The organism is Bacillus sp. SRI_025, from assembly GCF_057592095.1.
Map to the genome: position 1 here is coordinate 1 of NZ_JBYEGB010000011.1, position 18,203 is coordinate 18,203.

17 protein-coding genes, 1 tRNA gene, 1 other RNA gene, 1 pseudogene and 1 other annotated feature are annotated in these 18,203 nt (G+C 40.3%); of the genes and pseudogenes, 14 read left to right on the top strand and 6 right to left on the bottom strand.

Going from position 1 to position 18,203, the window contains the following annotated elements:
• Positions 1–939 (bottom strand): YaaC family protein (locus AC20OE_RS18605; protein ID WP_487269077.1); only part of this gene is annotated, 939 nt, incomplete at its 3' end.
• Between the two features lie 121 nt (positions 940–1,060).
• Here AC20OE_RS18605 and guaB point away from each other — a divergent pair.
• Both guaB and AC20OE_RS18615 read left to right on the top strand, forming a co-directional pair.
• Positions 1,061–2,527 (top strand): IMP dehydrogenase, encoded by a 1,467-nt coding sequence (gene guaB, locus AC20OE_RS18610; RefSeq protein WP_024426749.1) that lies wholly within the window; start codon positions 1,061–1,063, stop codon positions 2,525–2,527.
• A 160-nt stretch (positions 2,528–2,687) separates the two neighbouring features.
• Complete coding sequence (locus AC20OE_RS18615; RefSeq protein ID WP_039175836.1) at positions 2,688–4,013, top strand: D-alanyl-D-alanine carboxypeptidase family protein; 1,326 nt, start codon at positions 2,688–2,690, stop codon at positions 4,011–4,013.
• Between the two features lie 41 nt (positions 4,014–4,054).
• Here the strand turns inward: AC20OE_RS18615 and pdxR are convergent, their stop codons facing one another.
• Complete coding sequence (pdxR, locus tag AC20OE_RS18620) at positions 4,055–5,533, bottom strand: MocR-like pyridoxine biosynthesis transcription factor PdxR (RefSeq protein ID WP_059375794.1); 1,479 nt, start codon at positions 5,531–5,533, stop codon at positions 4,055–4,057.
• Positions 5,534–5,779: 246 nt separating this feature from the next.
• On the opposite strand from pdxR, the gene pdxS reads away from it, so the two are divergent.
• From pdxS to AC20OE_RS18645, 5 genes and pseudogenes are all read left to right on the top strand, one after another.
• Complete coding sequence (gene pdxS / locus AC20OE_RS18625; RefSeq protein WP_039175840.1) at positions 5,780–6,664, top strand: pyridoxal 5'-phosphate synthase lyase subunit PdxS; 885 nt, start codon at positions 5,780–5,782, stop codon at positions 6,662–6,664.
• A gap of 20 nt (positions 6,665–6,684) precedes the next feature.
• Complete coding sequence (pdxT, locus tag AC20OE_RS18630; protein ID WP_487269078.1) at positions 6,685–7,275, top strand: pyridoxal 5'-phosphate synthase glutaminase subunit PdxT; 591 nt, start codon at positions 6,685–6,687, stop codon at positions 7,273–7,275.
• Between the two features lie 53 nt (positions 7,276–7,328).
• Positions 7,329–7,545 (top strand) — a binding site (T-box leader).
• A 48-nt stretch (positions 7,546–7,593) separates the two neighbouring features.
• Positions 7,594–8,868 carry a serine--tRNA ligase gene (gene serS / locus AC20OE_RS18635; RefSeq protein ID WP_039175845.1) on the top strand — a complete coding sequence of 425 codons (1,275 nt, stop codon included), beginning with the start codon at positions 7,594–7,596 and terminating at the stop codon, positions 8,866–8,868.
• Between the two features lie 596 nt (positions 8,869–9,464).
• A pseudogene (locus tag AC20OE_RS18640) lies at positions 9,465–9,800 on the top strand (methyl-accepting chemotaxis protein); the annotation flags it as partial.
• Between the two features lie 325 nt (positions 9,801–10,125).
• Positions 10,126–10,218, top strand: a tRNA-Ser gene (locus tag AC20OE_RS18645).
• Between the two features lie 88 nt (positions 10,219–10,306).
• On the opposite strand, the gene AC20OE_RS18650 is transcribed toward AC20OE_RS18645, so the two are convergent.
• From AC20OE_RS18650 to AC20OE_RS18665, 4 genes are all read right to left on the bottom strand, one after another.
• The gene (locus tag AC20OE_RS18650; RefSeq protein WP_039175851.1) at positions 10,307–10,966 is read right to left on the bottom strand and encodes a deoxynucleoside kinase; all 660 of its coding nucleotides are present in this window, start codon (positions 10,964–10,966) and stop codon (positions 10,307–10,309) included.
• Positions 10,963–11,586, bottom strand: a complete 624-nt coding sequence (locus tag AC20OE_RS18655) for a deoxynucleoside kinase (RefSeq protein WP_039175853.1) — start codon at positions 11,584–11,586, stop codon at positions 10,963–10,965. The genes AC20OE_RS18650 and AC20OE_RS18655 overlap by 4 nt, the downstream gene beginning before the upstream one ends.
• Positions 11,587–11,671: 85 nt before the next feature.
• The gene (locus AC20OE_RS18660; protein WP_487269079.1) at positions 11,672–12,919 is read right to left on the bottom strand and encodes a glycosyl hydrolase family 18 protein; all 1,248 of its coding nucleotides are present in this window, start codon (positions 12,917–12,919) and stop codon (positions 11,672–11,674) included.
• A 99-nt stretch (positions 12,920–13,018) separates the two neighbouring features.
• Positions 13,019–13,573, bottom strand: a complete 555-nt coding sequence (locus tag AC20OE_RS18665) for a cysteine hydrolase family protein (protein WP_039175857.1) — start codon at positions 13,571–13,573, stop codon at positions 13,019–13,021.
• 79 nt (positions 13,574–13,652) lie between these two features.
• Between AC20OE_RS18665 and tadA the strand changes: the two genes are divergently transcribed.
• The 7 genes from tadA to AC20OE_RS18700 all read left to right on the top strand — a co-directional run bounded on the left by tadA (position 13,653) and on the right by AC20OE_RS18700 (position 18,047).
• Positions 13,653–14,129: a tRNA adenosine(34) deaminase TadA gene (gene tadA / locus AC20OE_RS18670; RefSeq protein ID WP_034284264.1), complete on the top strand. Its 477-nt coding sequence runs from the start codon at positions 13,653–13,655 to the stop codon at positions 14,127–14,129.
• Positions 14,130–14,205: 76 nt separating this feature from the next.
• An RNA gene (ffs, locus tag AC20OE_RS18675) (signal recognition particle sRNA large type) lies at positions 14,206–14,470 on the top strand.
• A gap of 329 nt (positions 14,471–14,799) precedes the next feature.
• A complete protein-coding gene (dnaX, locus tag AC20OE_RS18680; RefSeq protein ID WP_039175861.1) occupies positions 14,800–16,512 on the top strand; it encodes a DNA polymerase III subunit gamma/tau in 1,713 nt (570 codons plus the stop codon).
• A 26-nt stretch (positions 16,513–16,538) separates the two neighbouring features.
• Positions 16,539–16,862: a YbaB/EbfC family nucleoid-associated protein gene (locus AC20OE_RS18685; RefSeq protein WP_008342011.1), complete on the top strand. Its 324-nt coding sequence runs from the start codon at positions 16,539–16,541 to the stop codon at positions 16,860–16,862.
• Positions 16,863–16,877: 15 nt separating this feature from the next.
• A complete protein-coding gene (recR, locus tag AC20OE_RS18690; protein WP_003218094.1) occupies positions 16,878–17,474 on the top strand; it encodes a recombination protein RecR in 597 nt (198 codons plus the stop codon).
• Between the two features lie 18 nt (positions 17,475–17,492).
• Positions 17,493–17,717 carry a YaaL family protein gene (locus AC20OE_RS18695; protein WP_024425764.1) on the top strand — a complete coding sequence of 75 codons (225 nt, stop codon included), beginning with the start codon at positions 17,493–17,495 and terminating at the stop codon, positions 17,715–17,717.
• A gap of 66 nt (positions 17,718–17,783) precedes the next feature.
• Positions 17,784–18,047 (top strand): pro-sigmaK processing inhibitor BofA family protein, encoded by a 264-nt coding sequence (locus AC20OE_RS18700; RefSeq protein ID WP_034284261.1) that lies wholly within the window; start codon positions 17,784–17,786, stop codon positions 18,045–18,047.
• Positions 18,048–18,203: the final 156 nt, after the last annotated feature.

Genomic DNA, 18,203 nt, shown 5'->3' on the forward strand with positions numbered 1-18,203 from the left:
TTTTTCTTCTAACAGCATCATGATGTAAGCTGGGAACTTCTCTTCTGCAATCTCCATGTAGCGTTCAATCATGACGTAATCATCACTAATGTATTGAGACAGCAGCTCGTACCACCATTCTGTTTCGTAGCGGGCAATCATACTAAGGTTATACATCAATAAGTAATGGCTGATGATCTCAGGAATCCCTAGAAAAGCATCCCGTGTTGACGGTATAAACCATTGATCCATTTCTAAATCATAATGAAGATGAGTAGCAAGTGCTGGGTTTTCTTCAAGAAATACATCAAACGTCAATTTCTTAGCCTCTCTCTGTTTGAGTTTCCAGCTTGTATGGAACTCAAAGTATTCAATAAAGCGTTCAGCAGACATGTTATAAAGTAATGGAATATGATCTTGAATCCTCATTCCATTCGCCTTTTCCACTTTAACTAATGTCGCGGGCTGCTTTTGAAACTCAAGAATATGACTCATTTCAGGTATTTTGGACAGGAGATGGATCATTGTAAATCGCTCATCTTCAAGACCCTTTAAATGAAATAGATGCTTTAACACATGCATACATAGCCCGTTTCTTTGGATTTTCACTTCATCTTCGCTAAAGCGGTAATGCTGTTTCTTTCTCTTTCTCGATGTTACGCCATGGGCTAAAACAGAGGTTTGAGAAGGATAATGGGGATCAACTGTCAGCAAACATGCTTTTAGCAGCTGTGCCATTCCATAAAACAATAAAATGGGTTTAAGTTCTAAAGGTGCGATCGCAGCCTGTTCATAAAACGTATGGCCGTGTTTTAGAAAGTAAATAAATCGTTCACAGTTTTTATAGGCTTGCTGATTTGCATCTGGAATGTTCCGTTTCTCATATTGTTGAAATAGAAACTTTTGGGAAGTTTCTAGCGAGTAAAAACGTTTTAAATCCTTCCATCCTGAACTTTTCATCTTCTTCCTCAACTCTCTTTATATTTTCTAAAAATTGCAACTGTTTGTTGCTTCCTTGACATGCTGTTTGCTAGTTGATAATCTACATATAATATTTTGCCGAAAAGAGGGGGATTTACTAATGTGGGAAAGTAAATTTTCAAAAGAAGGTTTGACGTTTGACGATGTTTTGCTTGTTCCAGCAAAGTCTGAAGTACTTCCGCGTGATGTCGATTTATCAGTGGAGCTAACAAGTACATTAAAGCTAAACATTCCAATTATCAGTGCTGGAATGGATACAGTGACGGAATCACAAATGGCGATTGCAATGGCACGTCAAGGTGGTCTTGGTATTATTCATAAGAACATGTCCATTGAACAGCAAGCAGAACAGGTGGATAAAGTAAAACGTTCAGAGCGCGGCGTTATTACAAATCCATTCTTTTTAACACCAGAGCATCAAGTATTTGATGCAGAGCATTTAATGGGTAAATACCGTATTTCAGGTGTGCCGATTGTCAACAACGAACAAGACCAAAAGCTTGTTGGTATTATTACGAACCGTGACCTTCGTTTTATTTCGGATTATTCAATGAAGATTAGCGACGTGATGACAAAAGAGGAACTTGTGACAGCTTCTGTTGGTACAACGTTAGAAGAAGCTGAAAAAATCTTACAGCAATACAAGATTGAAAAATTACCTCTCTTAGATGACGAAGGAACGTTAAAAGGTCTTATCACAATCAAAGATATTGAAAAAGTGATTGAATTCCCTAACTCCTCTAAAGATGCACATGGCCGTTTAATTGTTGGTGCCGCTGTTGGTGTCACTGGCGATACAATGACACGTGTGAAAAAATTAGTTGAAGCCAATGTGGATGTTATTGTCATTGATACAGCACACGGTCATTCTCAAGGTGTTCTAAACACTGTATCGAAAATCCGTGAAACGTATCCTTCTCTTAACATCATTGCTGGTAATGTTGCAACAGCTGAAGCAACAAAAGCATTGTTTGAAGCAGGAGCAGATATTGTGAAAGTCGGTATAGGACCAGGATCTATTTGTACAACACGTGTTGTTGCAGGTGTTGGTGTACCACAAATCACAGCGATCTATGACTGTGCAACAGAAGCAAGAAAGCATGGTAAAGCTATTATTGCAGATGGTGGAATTAAATATTCAGGTGATATCGTGAAAGCACTAGCATCTGGCGGACATGCTGTTATGCTGGGAAGCCTTCTAGCTGGTACATCTGAAAGCCCAGGAGAAACAGAAATTTTCCAAGGTAGACGCTTCAAAGTTTATCGTGGTATGGGTTCTGTCGCTGCAATGGAAAAAGGAAGTAAAGATCGTTACTTCCAAGAAGATAATAAAAAATTCGTTCCTGAAGGGATCGAAGGCCGTACACCATACAAAGGGCCAGTCGTTGATACAGTGTATCAACTAGTTGGCGGTATTCGTTCTGGTATGGGCTATTGTGGAACACAGGATTTACGCACTCTTAGAGAAGAAGCACAGTTCATTCGTATGACGGGTGCAGGACTTCGTGAGAGTCATCCACATGATGTACAAATTACAAAAGAATCACCAAACTACACAATTTCTTGATAAATTGTGACAATCAAATTACATTTGACAGGGTCTATGACTCTGTCTATTTTTTTTGTCTTTATTGTGATAAAATTTATACTGTTGTGTTGAAATAAGCCCTTGTGGTTTACATATATATGAAAAACGTCGAAAAAAGATGAATACGGAGGTATGACGATTGAACAGCAAGATGTTGAAACAGCTTATGGTCTCTATCCTTGCATTGGCATTGATTGTTACAGCATTTACACCAATGTCCAAAGCAAAGGCTGCTGAAGATCCATTCAGTGTGAATGCGAAAGCAGCGATCCTTATTGAAGCTTCTACAGGTAAAATTCTTTATAGTAAAAACGCAGATCAAAGACTGCCTATTGCAAGTATGGCAAAAATGATGACCGAGTATCTATTACTAGAGGCGATTGCTGAAGGTAAAGTGAAATGGGATCAAAAGTATACGCCAGATGATTATGTATACGAAATTTCTCAGGACCGCAGTTTATCTAACGTTCCTTTGAGAAAAGATGGTTCGTATACAGTAAAAGAACTTTATCAAGCAACGGCTATTTATTCGGCAAATGCAGCAGCGATTGGTTTAGCAGAAGTGATCGCTGGATCAGAATCGAAGTTTGTTGAAAAAATGAACGCAAAAGCAAAAGAACTTGGTTTAACAAACTACAAATTCGTGAATGCAACTGGTCTTGAAAATAAAGACTTACATGGGCAACAGCCAAAAGGTACAGGTCCTGATGAAGAAAGTGAAGTTTCGGCAAAAGATATGGCATTGCTTGCACAGCATCTCATCAAAGACCATCCAGAAATTCTTGAAACAGCAAGTATTGCGAAAACGAAGTTCAGAGAAGGCACTGACGATGAAATGGACATGCCTAACTGGAACTTCATGCTTAAAGGACTTGTGAAGGAATATAAAGGTGTAGACGGTCTGAAAACAGGATCAACAGATTCAGCCGGTTCTAGCTTCACAGGTACGGCAAAACAAGGTGACATGCGCGTCATTGCCGTCATCCTAAATGCAAAAGGTAATCTTCATACAGCACGTTTCGACGTGGCGAAAAAACTGTTCGACTATGCGTTTAAAAACTTCACGATGAAAGAAATGTACAAAAAAGGTCAACAAATCAAAGGACATGAAAACATCGCAGTTGATAAAGGCAAAGATAAAGAAGTACCTGTTGTGACGAAAGAAGCATTTTCTGTGCCAGTAAAAAATGGTGACGAAAAGAGCTATAAAGCAAAAGTAAATATTGAGAAAAAGAACCTAGAAGCTCCTATTAAAAAAGGAACGAAGGTTGGCATGCTGACGACTTCTTATTCTGGTGATGAGAAGGACTACGGCTATTTAAATAAAGACCAATCAGGTGTTGAGCTTGTGACGAAAACAGGCGATGAAAAAGCAAACTGGTTCATCCTAGCAATGCGCGGTGTAGGTGGATTCTTCGCTGGCATTTGGGGCGGAATCGTTGACACAGTAAAAGGTTGGTTCTAATAAAAAACTGCTCTCTATACATGAGAGCAGTTTTTTTATCGTTAAAAGAAGAGCGATTGCTTCTGATTTTGAGGAGTGGATAAAGCTTGCTGGAAAATATCACATAACTTTTTCACGCCTTCGGTCAGTGCTTTTTCATTCACATAGGAAAAGCTGAGGCGGATATAATTCTGCTTCGGCTCACCAGGGTAGCAGACAGAGCCAGGCAGAAAGGTGATTTGCTGCTTACGTGCCTCATGCAACAGTGCTCGTGTATCGACCCAGGAAGGAAAGCTAAGCCATAAATTGAGCCCGCCCTGTGGAATTTGCCACGTTACATCTTTCGGTGCGTGTTTCGTTAACACATCCATCATCAAATCGCGTCTCACTTTCAAGGCGGTTCTTAGCTTCTTCGTATGATCAATCATTTTCTTCGATGTCAGAAACGGCAATATGGCCTTTTGTGTGAGGAGAGGGCTGCCTAAGTCATTATTGGCCTTTGCAGCTAATAAACGGTTAAATATCGAGCCTGAGGCTGTGATAATCCCGATTCTGCATCCTGGAGCCAGTGTTTTACTTAATCCTCGTAAATAAATGACGTGTCCATCATGATCCAAGCTTTTAATAGGTGCTGGCGGTTTCTTTTCAAAATAAAGCTCGCGATAAGGGTCATCTTCTACAATGAGACAATCAATGCTTTGAGCCAGTAAGAGAAGCTGTTTTCTACGCTTCATCGACATACTGGCCCCTGTTGGACTGTGGAAAGTAGGAATCGTATAGATGAGTTTCGGTTTATATTTATCACAAATGCTTTGAAGCTGTTTCATGTTCATCCCTTCATGATCGACAGGGACAGTAATGATTCTTGCTCCTCTGCCCATAAAGACATCAATGGCTCCGGGGTATGTCGGTGCTTCCATGACCACCACATCATCCGGCCCAATAAACGTACGTGCCACCAAATCAAGCCCTTGCTGAGAACCACTTGTTACTAGGATATTTTCAGGTGTAGACGGCACATCCAACTTTTCTAAAAATGATTGAATGACTTGTCGCAGCTGAAGGTCACCTTGTATCTCACCATACTTCGACATGATTTGGGGATGCCTGGCTAGTACATGCTGCATCTCTTTTTCTAAATACCGGTTGGGCAAAAGCCCTGGATCGATCATAGAGGAAGAAAGGTTAATGGCTTCTTCGACATAGTGATACTGAGCGAATTGAGACCGTGGTAAATAATCTGGAATCGACAACTGCCAGTCGAAAGAAGTAGATGATGGAACCGGAATCTCTGCCTGCTCTTGCTGCTCATCCACAAAAGTTCCTTTACCTTGCACCGTCTTTAAATATCCGTCGTTCTTTAATCGGGTGTATGCCTTTGCTGCCGTGACAAGACTCACATTGAGCTGATTAGCTAAATCACGGACAGTTGGCAGCTTTTCTCCTTGCTGAAGCAAACCTGATTGAATGTGGTCAATGATTGAAAAGTAAATTTGATTTGAAAGAGATGTATCAGAGTGTCGATGGATATCAATATGCATGAAATCCCTCCATATAATGCAACATTGTTATACATGAATTTTAATTGTTATAGTTGCATTATAGCATGTAAATCACACTTGAAAGAGAAAATGACATGTTTTTAGCTGGAAACCCTTTATATACAAGGGTTTATTCTTTTTTATCGGCTGTTTGAATTGTTATACTATTCTCTTTATTGTTATACTTTCTCGCTTGTATGATAAAGATGTTGAATGAATCGAATAGACAAATGGGAGGAAACTATTGTGAGCAATAAGGGAACTGAACGAGTGAAACGTGGAATGGCAGAAATGCAAAAGGGTGGCGTCATTATGGATGTCGTCAATGCGGAGCAGGCAAAAATTGCAGAAGAAGCAGGTGCGGTGGCAGTCATGGCACTAGAACGAGTACCAGCTGATATCCGTGCAGCAGGCGGTGTTGCCCGTATGGCAGACCCAAGAATCGTAGAGGAAGTACAAAATGCCGTAACGATTCCAGTCATGGCAAAAGCACGTATCGGCCACATCGTCGAGGCTCGTGTTCTTGAAGCACTTGGTGTTGATTATATCGATGAGAGTGAAGTGCTGACGCCCGCAGATGAAGAATTCCATTTAAATAAAAATGAATACACAGTACCTTTTGTCTGTGGATGCCGCGACTTAGGTGAGGCAACCCGCCGTATCGCAGAAGGCGCTTCTATGCTTCGTACAAAAGGAGAGCCAGGGACAGGCAACATTGTAGAAGCTGTTCGTCATATGAGAAAGGTCAATGCTCAGATTCGTAAAGTATCAGCCATGAGTGAAGATGAACTGATGACAGAAGCCAAAAACCTTGGCGCGCCTTATGAATTATTGCTGCAAATCAAAAGAGATGGCAAGCTGCCAGTTGTGAACTTTGCAGCTGGAGGCGTTGCAACACCAGCAGATGCTGCGTTAATGATGCAGCTTGGAGCAGACGGTGTATTTGTCGGATCTGGTATCTTCAAATCAGACAATCCAGCTAAATTCGCAAAAGCGATTGTTGAAGCAACAACTCATTACACTGATTATCGTCTCATTGCAGAACTTTCAAAAGAGCTTGGAACAGCTATGAAAGGAATTGAAATTTCAAATCTACTGCCAGAAGAACGTATGCAAGAGCGTGGCTGGTAATTAAGGGAGCGCAAACGAACATGCTGATAATTGGTGTACTAGGGCTTCAAGGAGCGGTGAGAGAGCATATTCAATCAATTGAAGCCTGCGGAGCAGAAGGAAAGATCATCAAACGAGTAGAAGAGCTAGAATCCGTTGACGGTTTGATTATCCCTGGTGGAGAAAGTACGACGATGAGAAGACTCATGGATACGTACCAATTCATTGATCCGATCAAAGCGTTCGCTGCTCAAGGGAAACCGATTTTCGGTACATGTGCCGGTTTGATTATGCTGGCAAAGCATATCGAGGATCGAGAAGATGCTCATCTTGGAGTGTTAAATGTATCTGTTGCACGGAACTCTTTTGGCAGACAGGTAGACAGCTTTGAAGCAGATTTAGAAGTAAAAGGACTGGATGCGCCGTTTACAGGGGTGTTCATCCGTGCGCCTCATATCATCAGCGCAGATGATAGCGTAGAAATCATGGCCGAATATGATGGCAGGATTGTGATGGCGAAGGAAAACAATATCCTAGGCTGCTCTTTTCATCCAGAGCTGACAGACGATCACCGGTTAACGCAGCTGTTTGTTGATATGGTGAAGTCCTACAAAACGAAGCTTGCTGTATAAAACGGTTGAAAAGAGATAAAACTTATAGTACATTAAAAACACAATCAAAGATCGAAAAAGCGTTGACGGGAAATAGTAAGAAGCCCCTCTTTCTCAGAGAGCCGATGGTTGGTGAGAATCGGTGAAAGATGCATTCTGAATCCATCCTTGAGCGAAATGCTGAAACAAGAGAAGTAAGCATTTACGGTGATACCGTTACAGAGGAAAGAGGGAAGCATGCTTCTGCATGTTTTCAATCAGGGTGGCAACGCGAGAGCTCTCGTCCCTTTCATGGGATGAGGGCTCTTTTTATTTTTCGATAAAAAAGGAGTGTTATACATGCTGGATATTAAACAACTGCGCACGGACTTTGATCAAATCAAAGAAAAATTAGCACACCGAGGCGAAGATTTAGCGGATTTTGATAAGTTTGGTGAGCTAGATCAAAAAAGAAGAGAATTAATCGGGAAAACAGAAGAATTAAAGAGCCGAAGAAATGAAGTATCACAACAAGTAGCCGTTCTAAAAAGAGAAAAGAAAGATGCCGATCACATTATTCAAGAAATGCGAGAGGTAGGAGATGAGATCAAGAAGCTGGATGACGAGCTAAGAACAGTAGAAGAAAGCCTGCAGCACATATTGTTCTCAATTCCAAATATCCCTCATGACTCTGTACCAGTTGGTGAAACAGAAGACGACAACGTGGAAGTGAGAAAATGGGGCGAACAGCCAGCCTTCTCATTTGAACCAAAACCACATTGGGACGTAGCTGATGAGCTAAATATCCTTGATTTTGAACGTGCAGGAAAAGTGACAGGAAGCCGTTTCGTTTTTTATAAAGGGCTTGGCGCACGCTTAGAGCGCGCATTGTATAATTTTATGCTTGATTTACATGTGGATGAGTTTGGTTTTACTGAAGTGCTTCCACCTTATATGGTCAACAGAGCGAGCATGACAGGAACTGGTCAGCTTCCAAAATTCGAAGAGGATGCCTTTAAAATTCGCGAAGAAGATTACTTCCTCATTCCAACAGCCGAAGTGCCGATTACCAACATGCATCGTGACGAAATTCTCGATGGTGAACAACTGCCAATCAACTATGCAGCATTCAGTGCTTGCTTCAGATCAGAAGCTGGATCTGCCGGCAGAGATACACGTGGACTTATCCGTCAGCATCAATTTAACAAAGTAGAGCTCGTGAAATTTGTTAGACCAGAAGATTCTTATGAAGAATTAGAGAAATTAACAAATCAAGCAGAAAAAGTGCTTCAGCTATTGAACCTGCCATACCGTGTCATGAGCATGTGTACGGGAGATTTAGGCTTCACAGCTGCAAAGAAATACGATATCGAAGTATGGATTCCGAGCCAGAATACGTACCGTGAAATTTCTTCTTGCAGTAACTTCGAAGCATTCCAAGCAAGACGTGCAAACATTCGTTTCCGTCCGGAGCCTAAAGCGAAGCCAGAACATGTCCACACATTAAATGGATCTGGATTAGCGGTAGGAAGAACCGTAGCGGCTATTTTAGAAAACTATCAACAAGAGGATGGAACAGTAATCATTCCTGAAGTGCTGCGTCCTTACATGGGAAATAAAGAAGTGATGAAATAAGATGCCGCCAAGGCATCTTATTCTTTTTACCAAAAGTCCTACAGTTTTCCTGAATTTAGCCGATAAAAAGAGTAAAAGCTTCTAGGAAAGAAGGAATAATCTTGAATAGGCTTGACTATTATGTTGAAATGGCTCAATTACTTAGAAAGGTACTAGATGAAAGTATTCTTTTCGGTATCACGGATACAGAGAAGGTACTTTGTTATTACCCGTCTAACACAATAGATTTTGGTATGAAAGTTGGGGACCCATTGAACCCAGAAGACCAAAATGTGGCGACGACATTAAGAGGACAAGAATATGACGGTTACTTACCAGAATCACTATATGGTTATGAAGTTGCTGTAAAAGGTTACCCGATTTTTGATGAAGATAGAAAAGTAATTGGCTCTTTTTTAGTGGCATTTACATATCATCGTGAAAAAAAATTAAGCGGTTATATGGAGCAAATCAATAAAGTAGCGAAAGAACTCCAAGGTGGAATTGAGCAAATTGCTGCACATTCACAAGAGCTGGCTGCCACAAGTTTAGAAATAAGCGAACAGGCAGGAAGAGCGGAAGAGAAATCTGCGAATATTGAAGAAGTCGTCAAAACCATTGGCGGAATCGCTAGACAAACAAATCTGCTAGGTTTAAATGCTGCAATTGAAGCCGCAAGAGCAGGTGAGAATGGAAAAGGGTTCGCTGTCGTGGCTGATGAAGTGCGTAAATTATCAGATGGCTCGAAGGAAGCCGCTGAAACCATTAATACATTTTTAAAAGAAATCCAAGACAGCATTGGCACTTTGTCTGAAAACATCTCACAAATCAGCAGCTCAACAAATGAACAAGCCGAACAAGTGACAGACTTTACGAAGATTATCGAATCATTAAATGAGTTTAAAGTAGAGATGAATCAGTTTATTGAAGAAATGAGACAGGATACGAAATAGATCAAGAGCAGCCATCAATGGCTGCTTCAGCGTGTAGACAAACCCTCGCATTCGGTGTCAGGTCTGCGCTTCGGTGCTCACGAATGTCAAATTCGCTCCGCTCCGGTGCTCGCCCTTCCTAGACTGCAAAGGTTTTCTATCACGCTGAAAAGAAGACAAAGGGCTAAAATCAAAATCATTTTAGCCCTTTGTCAACAATCTGGAGCAGCCATCAATGGCTGCTTTTTTATAGGCAAATATCATGCCGAAATCACAAATTGAAATTTTTTTCGAAAAGATGTTGACTTCAAATAAAATGATATGGTATATTAATTCTTGTCGATACGGAGGAATACCCAAGTCCGGCTGAAGGGATCGGTCTTGAAAACCGACAGGGGTGTCAAAGCCCGCGGGGGTTCGAATCCCTCTTCCTCCGCCATATTGATTTTTTACCTTAGTTGAATTAAACGCAAGCATAAAAATTGGAAATTGTCAAACCGCTGCATTTCGCGAATGCAGCGGTTTTTTTATTTTGTTTTAGAGCGATTTTTTTGAATAACAGAAGCTATTTCATGAAGAATGGGATCAAGTGAACTTTCATCATGAAGTAGGTCGTAATCTTCAATATTAATTTTAATCACTGGGCATAAATCAAATTGTTCGATCCACTCTGTGTATCGAGTGTACATTTCTTCCCAATAAGCCCGGTCAGTTTGAGTTTCCATTTCTCTGCCGCGTTCTTCAATACGATGTAAAATATGATCTAAATCCCCGTGCAGATAGATGAGGACATCAGGGTGAGGGAAGTAAGGTGTCATCACCATCGCCTCAAATAGGCTTGTATATGTTTCATAATCGACCTCAGACATCGTACCTTTGTCCGCATGCATTTTTGCAAAAATGCCAGTGTCCTCATAAATGGAACGATCTTGTACATATCCTCCGCCAGATTCAAAAATCCGCTTTTGCTCCTTAAAACGCTCAGCCAGGAAATAGACCTGTAAGTGGAAGCTCCATCTTTGGAAATCTGAATAAAAAGGCTCTAAATATGGGTTATCATCTACTTTTTCAAGAGACGTTTGAAACCCTAGCTTGTCTGCTATTGTTTTGGTCATAGTGGATTTGCCGACACCAACAGTCCCGGCAATTGTGATGACTGCGTCCTTTGGTATTTCGATCTTGTTCATAGCACTTGCTCCTTTATGTTCTGTACAATTTGCTGGTAATCTTGCTGTGAGGAAACGAAGTCTGTATGATCTCCTTCAATTGTAATGATAGGTAGCCCTGGCTCAGTCTGTTTTAAATGTTCAATGGCCAGCTCATAATCTTCAATGAGTGTTTTTAAATAAGCTGGGTCAATGTCTTCTTCAAAAGAGCGTCCTCTCATCTGTATTCTTTCAAGTAAGGTTGGAAGGCTGGCTTTTATATAGATCATGGCATTTGGTTTAGGAAGATCATCTGTTAGCAGGTGATAGATCTTTCTGTATTTATCCATGTGCTTTTTTGATAATGTTCTTTCTGCAAATATCATATTTTTATAGACATGATAATCAGTGACAACCGGCTGCTGTTTATTCACATAGTTTTCTTCAATTAATTCTAACTGTTTGAACCGATTGCATAAAAAGAACATCTCAAGCTGAAAGCTCCATTGTTCCATATCTTCATAAAATTTATCTAAGAATGGATTTTCTTCTACAATCTCTTTTACTAAAGGAAATTGAAATTCCTTTGCAAGCATTGTAGCCAAAGTTGTTTTTCCGGCTCCAATTGGGCCTTCCACTGCAATAAAAGGGGCAGGATACATAGGCGTTCTCCTCTATCTATAAAGTTAAAGTTGTCAAACCAATGTATATTGTACCATACCCCTTCTAATAGATAGAGTGAATGGATTACGATGTCGTTCTTTTTTCAATATTAAATTGATCTGATAATAAGAGCCAATTTTGTGGGAAAGATAGACCTAATTTCCAATAAGCGATTCCGTTCAAATTTAGCTCTTTAATGAGGTTGAATTTTGCTTGAATCGACCTAGCGTCTTCGAACCAGACTTCATGCTCTTTGTTATTGGCATCTGTATAACGAAAATGAGGTGCTTGTGCTGTTTCGTCGTATAGGATAGAGACATTGTGCTGTTTAGCAAGTGCAATTGCTTGTTGAGGACTGACGGCTTTGGCGATCGGGCCGCCCTGGACGAAAGGAAGTGTCCAATCATAGCCATATAAATTCTGTCCCATTACAATTTTATTGGCTGGTATGACAGTTAGTGCATATTCAATGACTTGGCGGACAGGTCCAATTGGAGAGACAGCTTGTGCAGAGCCGCCGCTGTATCCCCATTCATAGGTCATCAACACAACATGATCGACGATCTTACCGATCGCTTCATAGTCATGGGCTTCATACCATTTGCCCTTTTGCTGACTACTTGTTTTTGGTGCAAGTGCAACAGATATTGTCCATCCTTCTTGATGGAAACGAGCTGTTGCCTCTCTTAAAAATTGAATATAAGCATCTTTATCAACAGGGCGTAAATATTCAAAATCAAAATGGATTTCCTTGAATTGATACTTCTTGGCAACACGAACAATTTCATTTAAAAATGCCGTTTTGACAGATTGATTAGTTAAAAGAATACGGCCAAGTTCATCACTGAATTTTTCATTCTCTAGATTCGTCACCACCATGGTTAATACAGTTCTGTTCTGAGCGGCAATCTGGGGTAGTTGGTCTAAAGGTGGTTCTCGTAGCGTCCCATCTCTTTGTGCTTGAAAACTAAAGACGTCTAAATGGGTTAAGTATGGGGAGGCCTCTCTGGCTGCCTGCTTTAAGTTCTCACTGACTTGATTTCCACGTGGTTCAATATAAGCATTGGAATTAATGTTCCTTTTCGGTCTTTGTGGAATATAGAGCAAGAAGCGAATAGGTAGTATCGCTTCAGGTCGAATTCTGTTCACACGTGCCAACTCTTCCACTGAGATTTGAAACCGTCTACCAATTTGATATAGTGTGTCATTTTGTTTGACCTCATAAAATTGACCTCTAATTGGAATGACAATTGTTTGTCCAATGACGAGTTGATTTGGTGTTTCGATTTCGTTAGTACGGATGATTTCATTGACTGTCGTTTTAAAACGCATGGCAATATCGTTTAAAGTATCTCCTCTTTTGACAACATAAATTTGAATAGTCAACGCCCCCTTTGTTATTGCTAACAATTTATGAGGGTTATGGCTAAATCATGTTTGATTTTCATTCGTGATTTCCTTAGCGGTGGTGATTTTTGCTAGAAGGACGTTCTCCATCATCGTTAAAGCGTAGTCGTTATCCCTGTCGTCGTTTGAAGCGATACAATCTTTAGGTACAATTAGATTGTATTCTCGCATGTACGCGTCATTTGCAGTGAACAAAACGCATATGTTCCCGGCAATTCCAGTTAGAATAATGTCCTCAACACCTAATTCATTTAAGAGTGTCTCTAGTGCAGTACCGTAGAAGGCAGAATGCTTAGGTTTAATTAAGAAGTAATTATCTTTAGATGGTGTCATTTTCTCTAAAATAGGAGCGCTTCTTTCGTTTTTGCATGTTTCCAGAACAGCTTGGATATCAGCCTTCCAAAGTCCGTAGTGATCGTTGATATAAATGATTGGCCAATTTTCCTTGAAAGCATGTTCTTTAAGAGCTAAAATTTTATTGGTCATTTGCTCTGTTTTTTCTGCAAGCACATGTCCCATTTCAAAATCAAAATTATTAATCATGTCGATAATAAGCAGCGCCTTTTGGTGCTTTGACAAATTAAGACCCCCTTTAAAAGATTGTGATAATATGTTAACCTCAATTTCCTTTTAAAAAACATGAAAAGAGAGCCGTGTCATGACCAAAGATGAACAGTTTATGCAAGAAGCCATTTCCGAAGCCTTAAAAGCAGAACAAATAGGAGAAGTGCCGATTGGTGCCATCATAGTTGTTGATGACCAAATCGTGAGCCGGGCTCATAATTTAAGGGAAAGTGAGCAGCGTTCAATTGCACATGCAGAATTACTTGCTATTGATGAAGCATGTAAAGCGACAGGGAGCTGGCGTTTAGAAGATGCTGTTCTTTACGTTACGCTTGAACCATGCCCAATGTGTGCAGGTGCTATTGTTCTTTCTAGAGTGAAAAAGGTTGTTTTTGGTGCATACGATCCAAAAGGTGGATGTGCAGGTACTTTAATGAATTTATTGGATGATGAACGGTTTAATCATCAGTCTGAGGTCATCGGTGGTGTACTTGAAAATGAGTGTGGTGAGCTGTTAAGTCAGTTCTTCCGAAATCTCCGTCAGCGAAAGAAACAAGCCAAAAGTAAATGAATGGATGTCGTTTGCAATTTGAGCTATAAGAAGGTATACTTATGTCTGCGTCACTAACAATTTAATATTCATTTTGCCGTGCTAAGCGGGGAGGTAGCGGTGCCCTGTACTCGCAATCCGCTCTAGCGAGGCCGAATCCCTTCTCGAGGTTCGTTTACTTCAAGGTCTGCCTTAAATAAGTGGTGTTGACGTCTGGGTCCTGCGCAATGGGAATTCATGAACCATGTCAGGTCCGGAAGGAAGCAGCATTAAGTGAAACCTCTCATGTGCCGCAGGGTTGCCTGGGCCGAGCTAACTGTTTAAGTAACGCTTGGGGTAGCGAATCGACAGAAGGTGCACGGTAAATCAATATTAAATGTAACTCATCTAGTTTATCTAGGTGAGTTTTTTGTTGCTGTTCAAAGGATAGCTCAACTGCTTTAGTTATACAAATAGATAAAAAGTCTTTTTGGCGCCATTTGTTTTTTTACTAATCGCAACAAGAACTGGTGTTCTGTTTGGTGTTTCATGTCTTTTCACAAAGCTAGAAAATACGTTTTTAAGGCATGAAAAGTAGAAACTCTATAATTGAAATCATCTTTTTGGCATATTAGAAAATAAAGGTGTGCTTTTGAATTGATCGGTGCATCATGTATAATGAAAAGGATGATAAATGGAGGAGGGCGTATTTGTGAGTTATCAAGCTTTATATCGAGTGTTCAGACCTCAAGTTTTTGAGGATGTTGTTGGACAAGAACACATCACAAAAACGTTGCAAAATGCCCTTTTGCAGAAAAAGTTTTCTCATGCTTACTTATTTTCAGGTCCTAGAGGAACAGGTAAAACAAGTGCTGCCAAAATCTTTGCAAAGGCAGTGAACTGTGAAAAGTCACCTGTTAGTGAGCCGTGTAATGAATGTGATGCCTGTAAAGGAATTACAAATGGTTCAATTTCAGACGTGATTGAAATAGATGCTGCCTCGAATAACGGGGTAGATGAAATCCGAGATATACGTGATAAAGTGAAATTTGCTCCTTCGGCGGTTACATATAAGGTTTATATTATAGATGAAGTACATATGCTCTCTATCGGTGCATTTAATGCCCTCCTTAAAACGCTGGAAGAACCGCCTGCTCATTGTATCTTTATTTTGGCTACCACAGAGCCTCATAAGATTCCTCTTACCATCATATCTCGTTGTCAGCGATTTGATTTTAAACGAATCACGACCAAAGATATTGTTGGAAGAATGGAGAAAATTGTAGATGCAGAAGGCCTAAACGTACAGGAGGGCTCGCTCGAGATTATTGCTAGTGCAGCTGATGGCGGTATGCGTGATGCACTAAGTCTCTTAGATCAAGCGATCTCATTTAGTGGTGATCAATTGACAATTGATGATGCGCTGCTCATTACAGGTGCTGTATCTCAGCATTTCATTAGTCAGCTTGCTGAAGCAATTTTTGATCAAAATATTGCCACAGCGTTAGATACATTAAATGAATTGCTTCAGCAGGGGAAAGATGCTGCTAAATTAATAGAGGATATGATTTTTTACTTTAGAGATATGCTGCTTTATAAAACGGCACCAGATCTCGAGGGTGTCCTTGAAAAGGTAAAGGTCGACGAAAGTTTCGTGGCGCTGTCAGATCGTGTGACACCTCAGTTTCTGTATGAAACAATTGAAGTCCTGAATAAAAGCCACCAAGAAATGAAATGGACAAATCATCCTAGGATTTTCTTTGAGGTAGCGGTTGTAAAGCTGTGTCAGTCAACAGCAGGATTGACACAAGGTCATGCTGACGCTGATTTAACGGCGCTAACAGATAAAATAAACAGGCTGGAACAGGAACTCTCAAGGCTAAGAGCCGAAGGGGTACCAATGTCTCCATCTCATAGCCCTCAAGAAAAAAAGGAAGCGCCTCGACCACAAACGAGTAACAAAAATGGCTATCGTGCTCCTGTCGGCCGAATTCATGAGATTCTAAAAGAAGCGAAACGGCCTGAGTTAGAAAAAATTAAAGGCAAATGGGGAGAGCTCCTTGCCCAGTTGAAACAGCAGAATAAGGTGTCTCACGCTGCGTTATTAACGGACAGTGAGCCAGTTGCGGCTGCTTCGCATGCCTTTGTTTTAAAATTCAAATTTGAAATACATTGTAAAATGGTTGCTGAAGATAAAAGCGGTGTTCGAACCAATCTTGAACAACTGCTAGAGTCTATGTTAGGAAAAAGAGTGGAATTAGTTGGCGTTCCTGACGCTCAATGGGGTAAAATAAGAGAAGAATTTTTAAGAGATCATCAGCCGGATGAACAAGCAGATGGTCAGGGAACTTCTACTGAAGAGGATCCATTGATTGCGGAAGCAAAGAAATTAGTAGGAACCGATTTAATTGAAATTAAAGATTAATAAAAATGAAAGAGAGTGGTGTTCATATGCGCGGTGGAATGGGAAATATGCAAAAAATGATGAAACAAATGCAAAAAATGCAAAAGGATATGGCAAAGGCTCAAGAAGAGCTTGCAGAAAAAGTTCTTGAAGGTACAGCTGGTGGCGGTATGGTCACTGTAAAAGTAAATGGACAAAAAGAAGTCGTTGATGTAGCAATTAATGAAGAAGTTGTTGATCCAGAAGATATCGATATGCTTCAAGATCTTGTTCTTGCTGCGACAAACGATGCATTGAAAAAAGTCGATGAGCTAACGAATGAAACGATGGGTCAATTCACAAAAGGAATGAACATGCCAGGTTTATTCTAGGAGGAATAACTGAAGATGCAATATCCTGAACCAATATCAAAGCTGATTGACAGCTTTATGAAATTGCCAGGAATCGGACCAAAAACTGCGGTCCGTCTGGCTTTTTTTGTTCTTAGTATGCAGGAAGATGTCGTACTAGATTTTGCGAAGGCGCTTGTAAATGCAAAGCGTAATTTAACTTATTGTTCTGTATGCGGTCATATTACAGACCAAGATCCTTGCTATATTTGTGAAGATACAAGAAGAGATCAATCTGTTATCTGTGTAGTGCAGGATCCAAAAGATGTAATCGCAATGGAAAAAATGAAAGAATACAACGGCTTATATCATGTGCTTCATGGTGCCATTTCGCCAATGGACGGAATTGGTCCAGAGGATATTAAAATTCCTGACCTATTAAAAAGACTGCAAGACGATCAAGTGACAGAGGTGATCCTTGCAACCAATCCAAACATTGAAGGAGAAGCAACAGCCATGTATATCTCCAGATTGTTAAAACCATCAGGAATTAAACTCTCTCGCATTGCTCACGGACTTCCAGTAGGCGGAGATTTAGAGTATGCGGATGAAGTCACACTGTCTAAGGCTCTAGAAGGCAGACGTGAGATGTAGGAAGGAGAAGTACGGTACATGGGTTTTCTTCGCAGAAAATCAATTCGAAAAGAATTCGATGAGAAATTAATTCAACAGCTTTTTAAGCAAAAAGAAGAATGGAACAGACAAAAAAAGCTTGTCGCAAATAGCGTTGAGCCTTCACCGGACATTCTATTCGAATTAAAGCTTGCTCAAGCGAAGTACTTTTTCTATCTGAGAGAAGCGAAAAAGAGGAATTTACGTCTAAACAACTGGAAATAGCAGGTCTATTGTACATAATCTTCTCATATGCTTGTACTATTCATATGAAGAGGAGATGAGAGGATTATGGAACCTGTTATTGTGATTGGGTCAATTTTGCTAGCTGTGCTATTGTTGTTTATGTCAGGTGTGCAGGCGAATCCATTCAAATGGTTAGGGCTTATCGGAGTGAAATTTGTGGCAGGCGCTCTTTTTTTATTTTGCCTCAACCTATTTGGCGAGAGTCTAGGATTACATGTCTCTATTAATCCTGTAACGAGTGGAATTAGCGGCTTATTGGGTATTCCAGGCGTAGCAGCTTTAATTGTAATTGAAAAGTTTATTATTTAATGAAAAATATTGTTGACTTTGATTCGGCAGGATGGTAAATTAGTATACGTCGCTGATGACGAAGAAACGAAAAAACATAATAACGAAAAAAGTTGTTGACACTAACAACTTTGATGTGATAAGATGTTCTAGTCGCTTCTGAAGCGGTAAACAAGT

Excerpts from the sequence above, each read along its gene's own strand:
- AC20OE_RS18660 (WP_487269079.1), bottom strand. The coding sequence starts at position 12,919 with ATGCGTTTTAAAACGACAGTCAATGAAATCATCCGTACTAACGAAATC.
- guaB (WP_024426749.1), top strand. The coding sequence starts at position 1,061 with ATGTGGGAAAGTAAATTTTCAAAAGAAGGTTTGACGTTTGACGATGTT.
- AC20OE_RS18695 (WP_024425764.1), top strand. The coding sequence starts at position 17,493 with ATGGGTTTTCTTCGCAGAAAATCAATTCGAAAAGAATTCGATGAGAAA.
- AC20OE_RS18650 (WP_039175851.1), bottom strand. The coding sequence starts at position 10,966 with ATGAACAAGATCGAAATACCAAAGGACGCAGTCATCACAATTGCCGGG.
- tadA (WP_034284264.1), top strand. The coding sequence starts at position 13,653 with ATGACCAAAGATGAACAGTTTATGCAAGAAGCCATTTCCGAAGCCTTA.
- AC20OE_RS18700 (WP_034284261.1), top strand. The coding sequence starts at position 17,784 with ATGGAACCTGTTATTGTGATTGGGTCAATTTTGCTAGCTGTGCTATTG.
- serS (WP_039175845.1), top strand. The coding sequence starts at position 7,594 with ATGCTGGATATTAAACAACTGCGCACGGACTTTGATCAAATCAAAGAA.
- AC20OE_RS18685 (WP_008342011.1), top strand. The coding sequence starts at position 16,539 with ATGCGCGGTGGAATGGGAAATATGCAAAAAATGATGAAACAAATGCAA.
- pdxT (WP_487269078.1), top strand. The coding sequence starts at position 6,685 with ATGCTGATAATTGGTGTACTAGGGCTTCAAGGAGCGGTGAGAGAGCAT.
- AC20OE_RS18655 (WP_039175853.1), bottom strand. The coding sequence starts at position 11,586 with ATGTATCCTGCCCCTTTTATTGCAGTGGAAGGCCCAATTGGAGCCGGA.
- pdxR (WP_059375794.1), bottom strand. The coding sequence starts at position 5,533 with ATGCATATTGATATCCATCGACACTCTGATACATCTCTTTCAAATCAA.
- recR (WP_003218094.1), top strand. The coding sequence starts at position 16,878 with ATGCAATATCCTGAACCAATATCAAAGCTGATTGACAGCTTTATGAAA.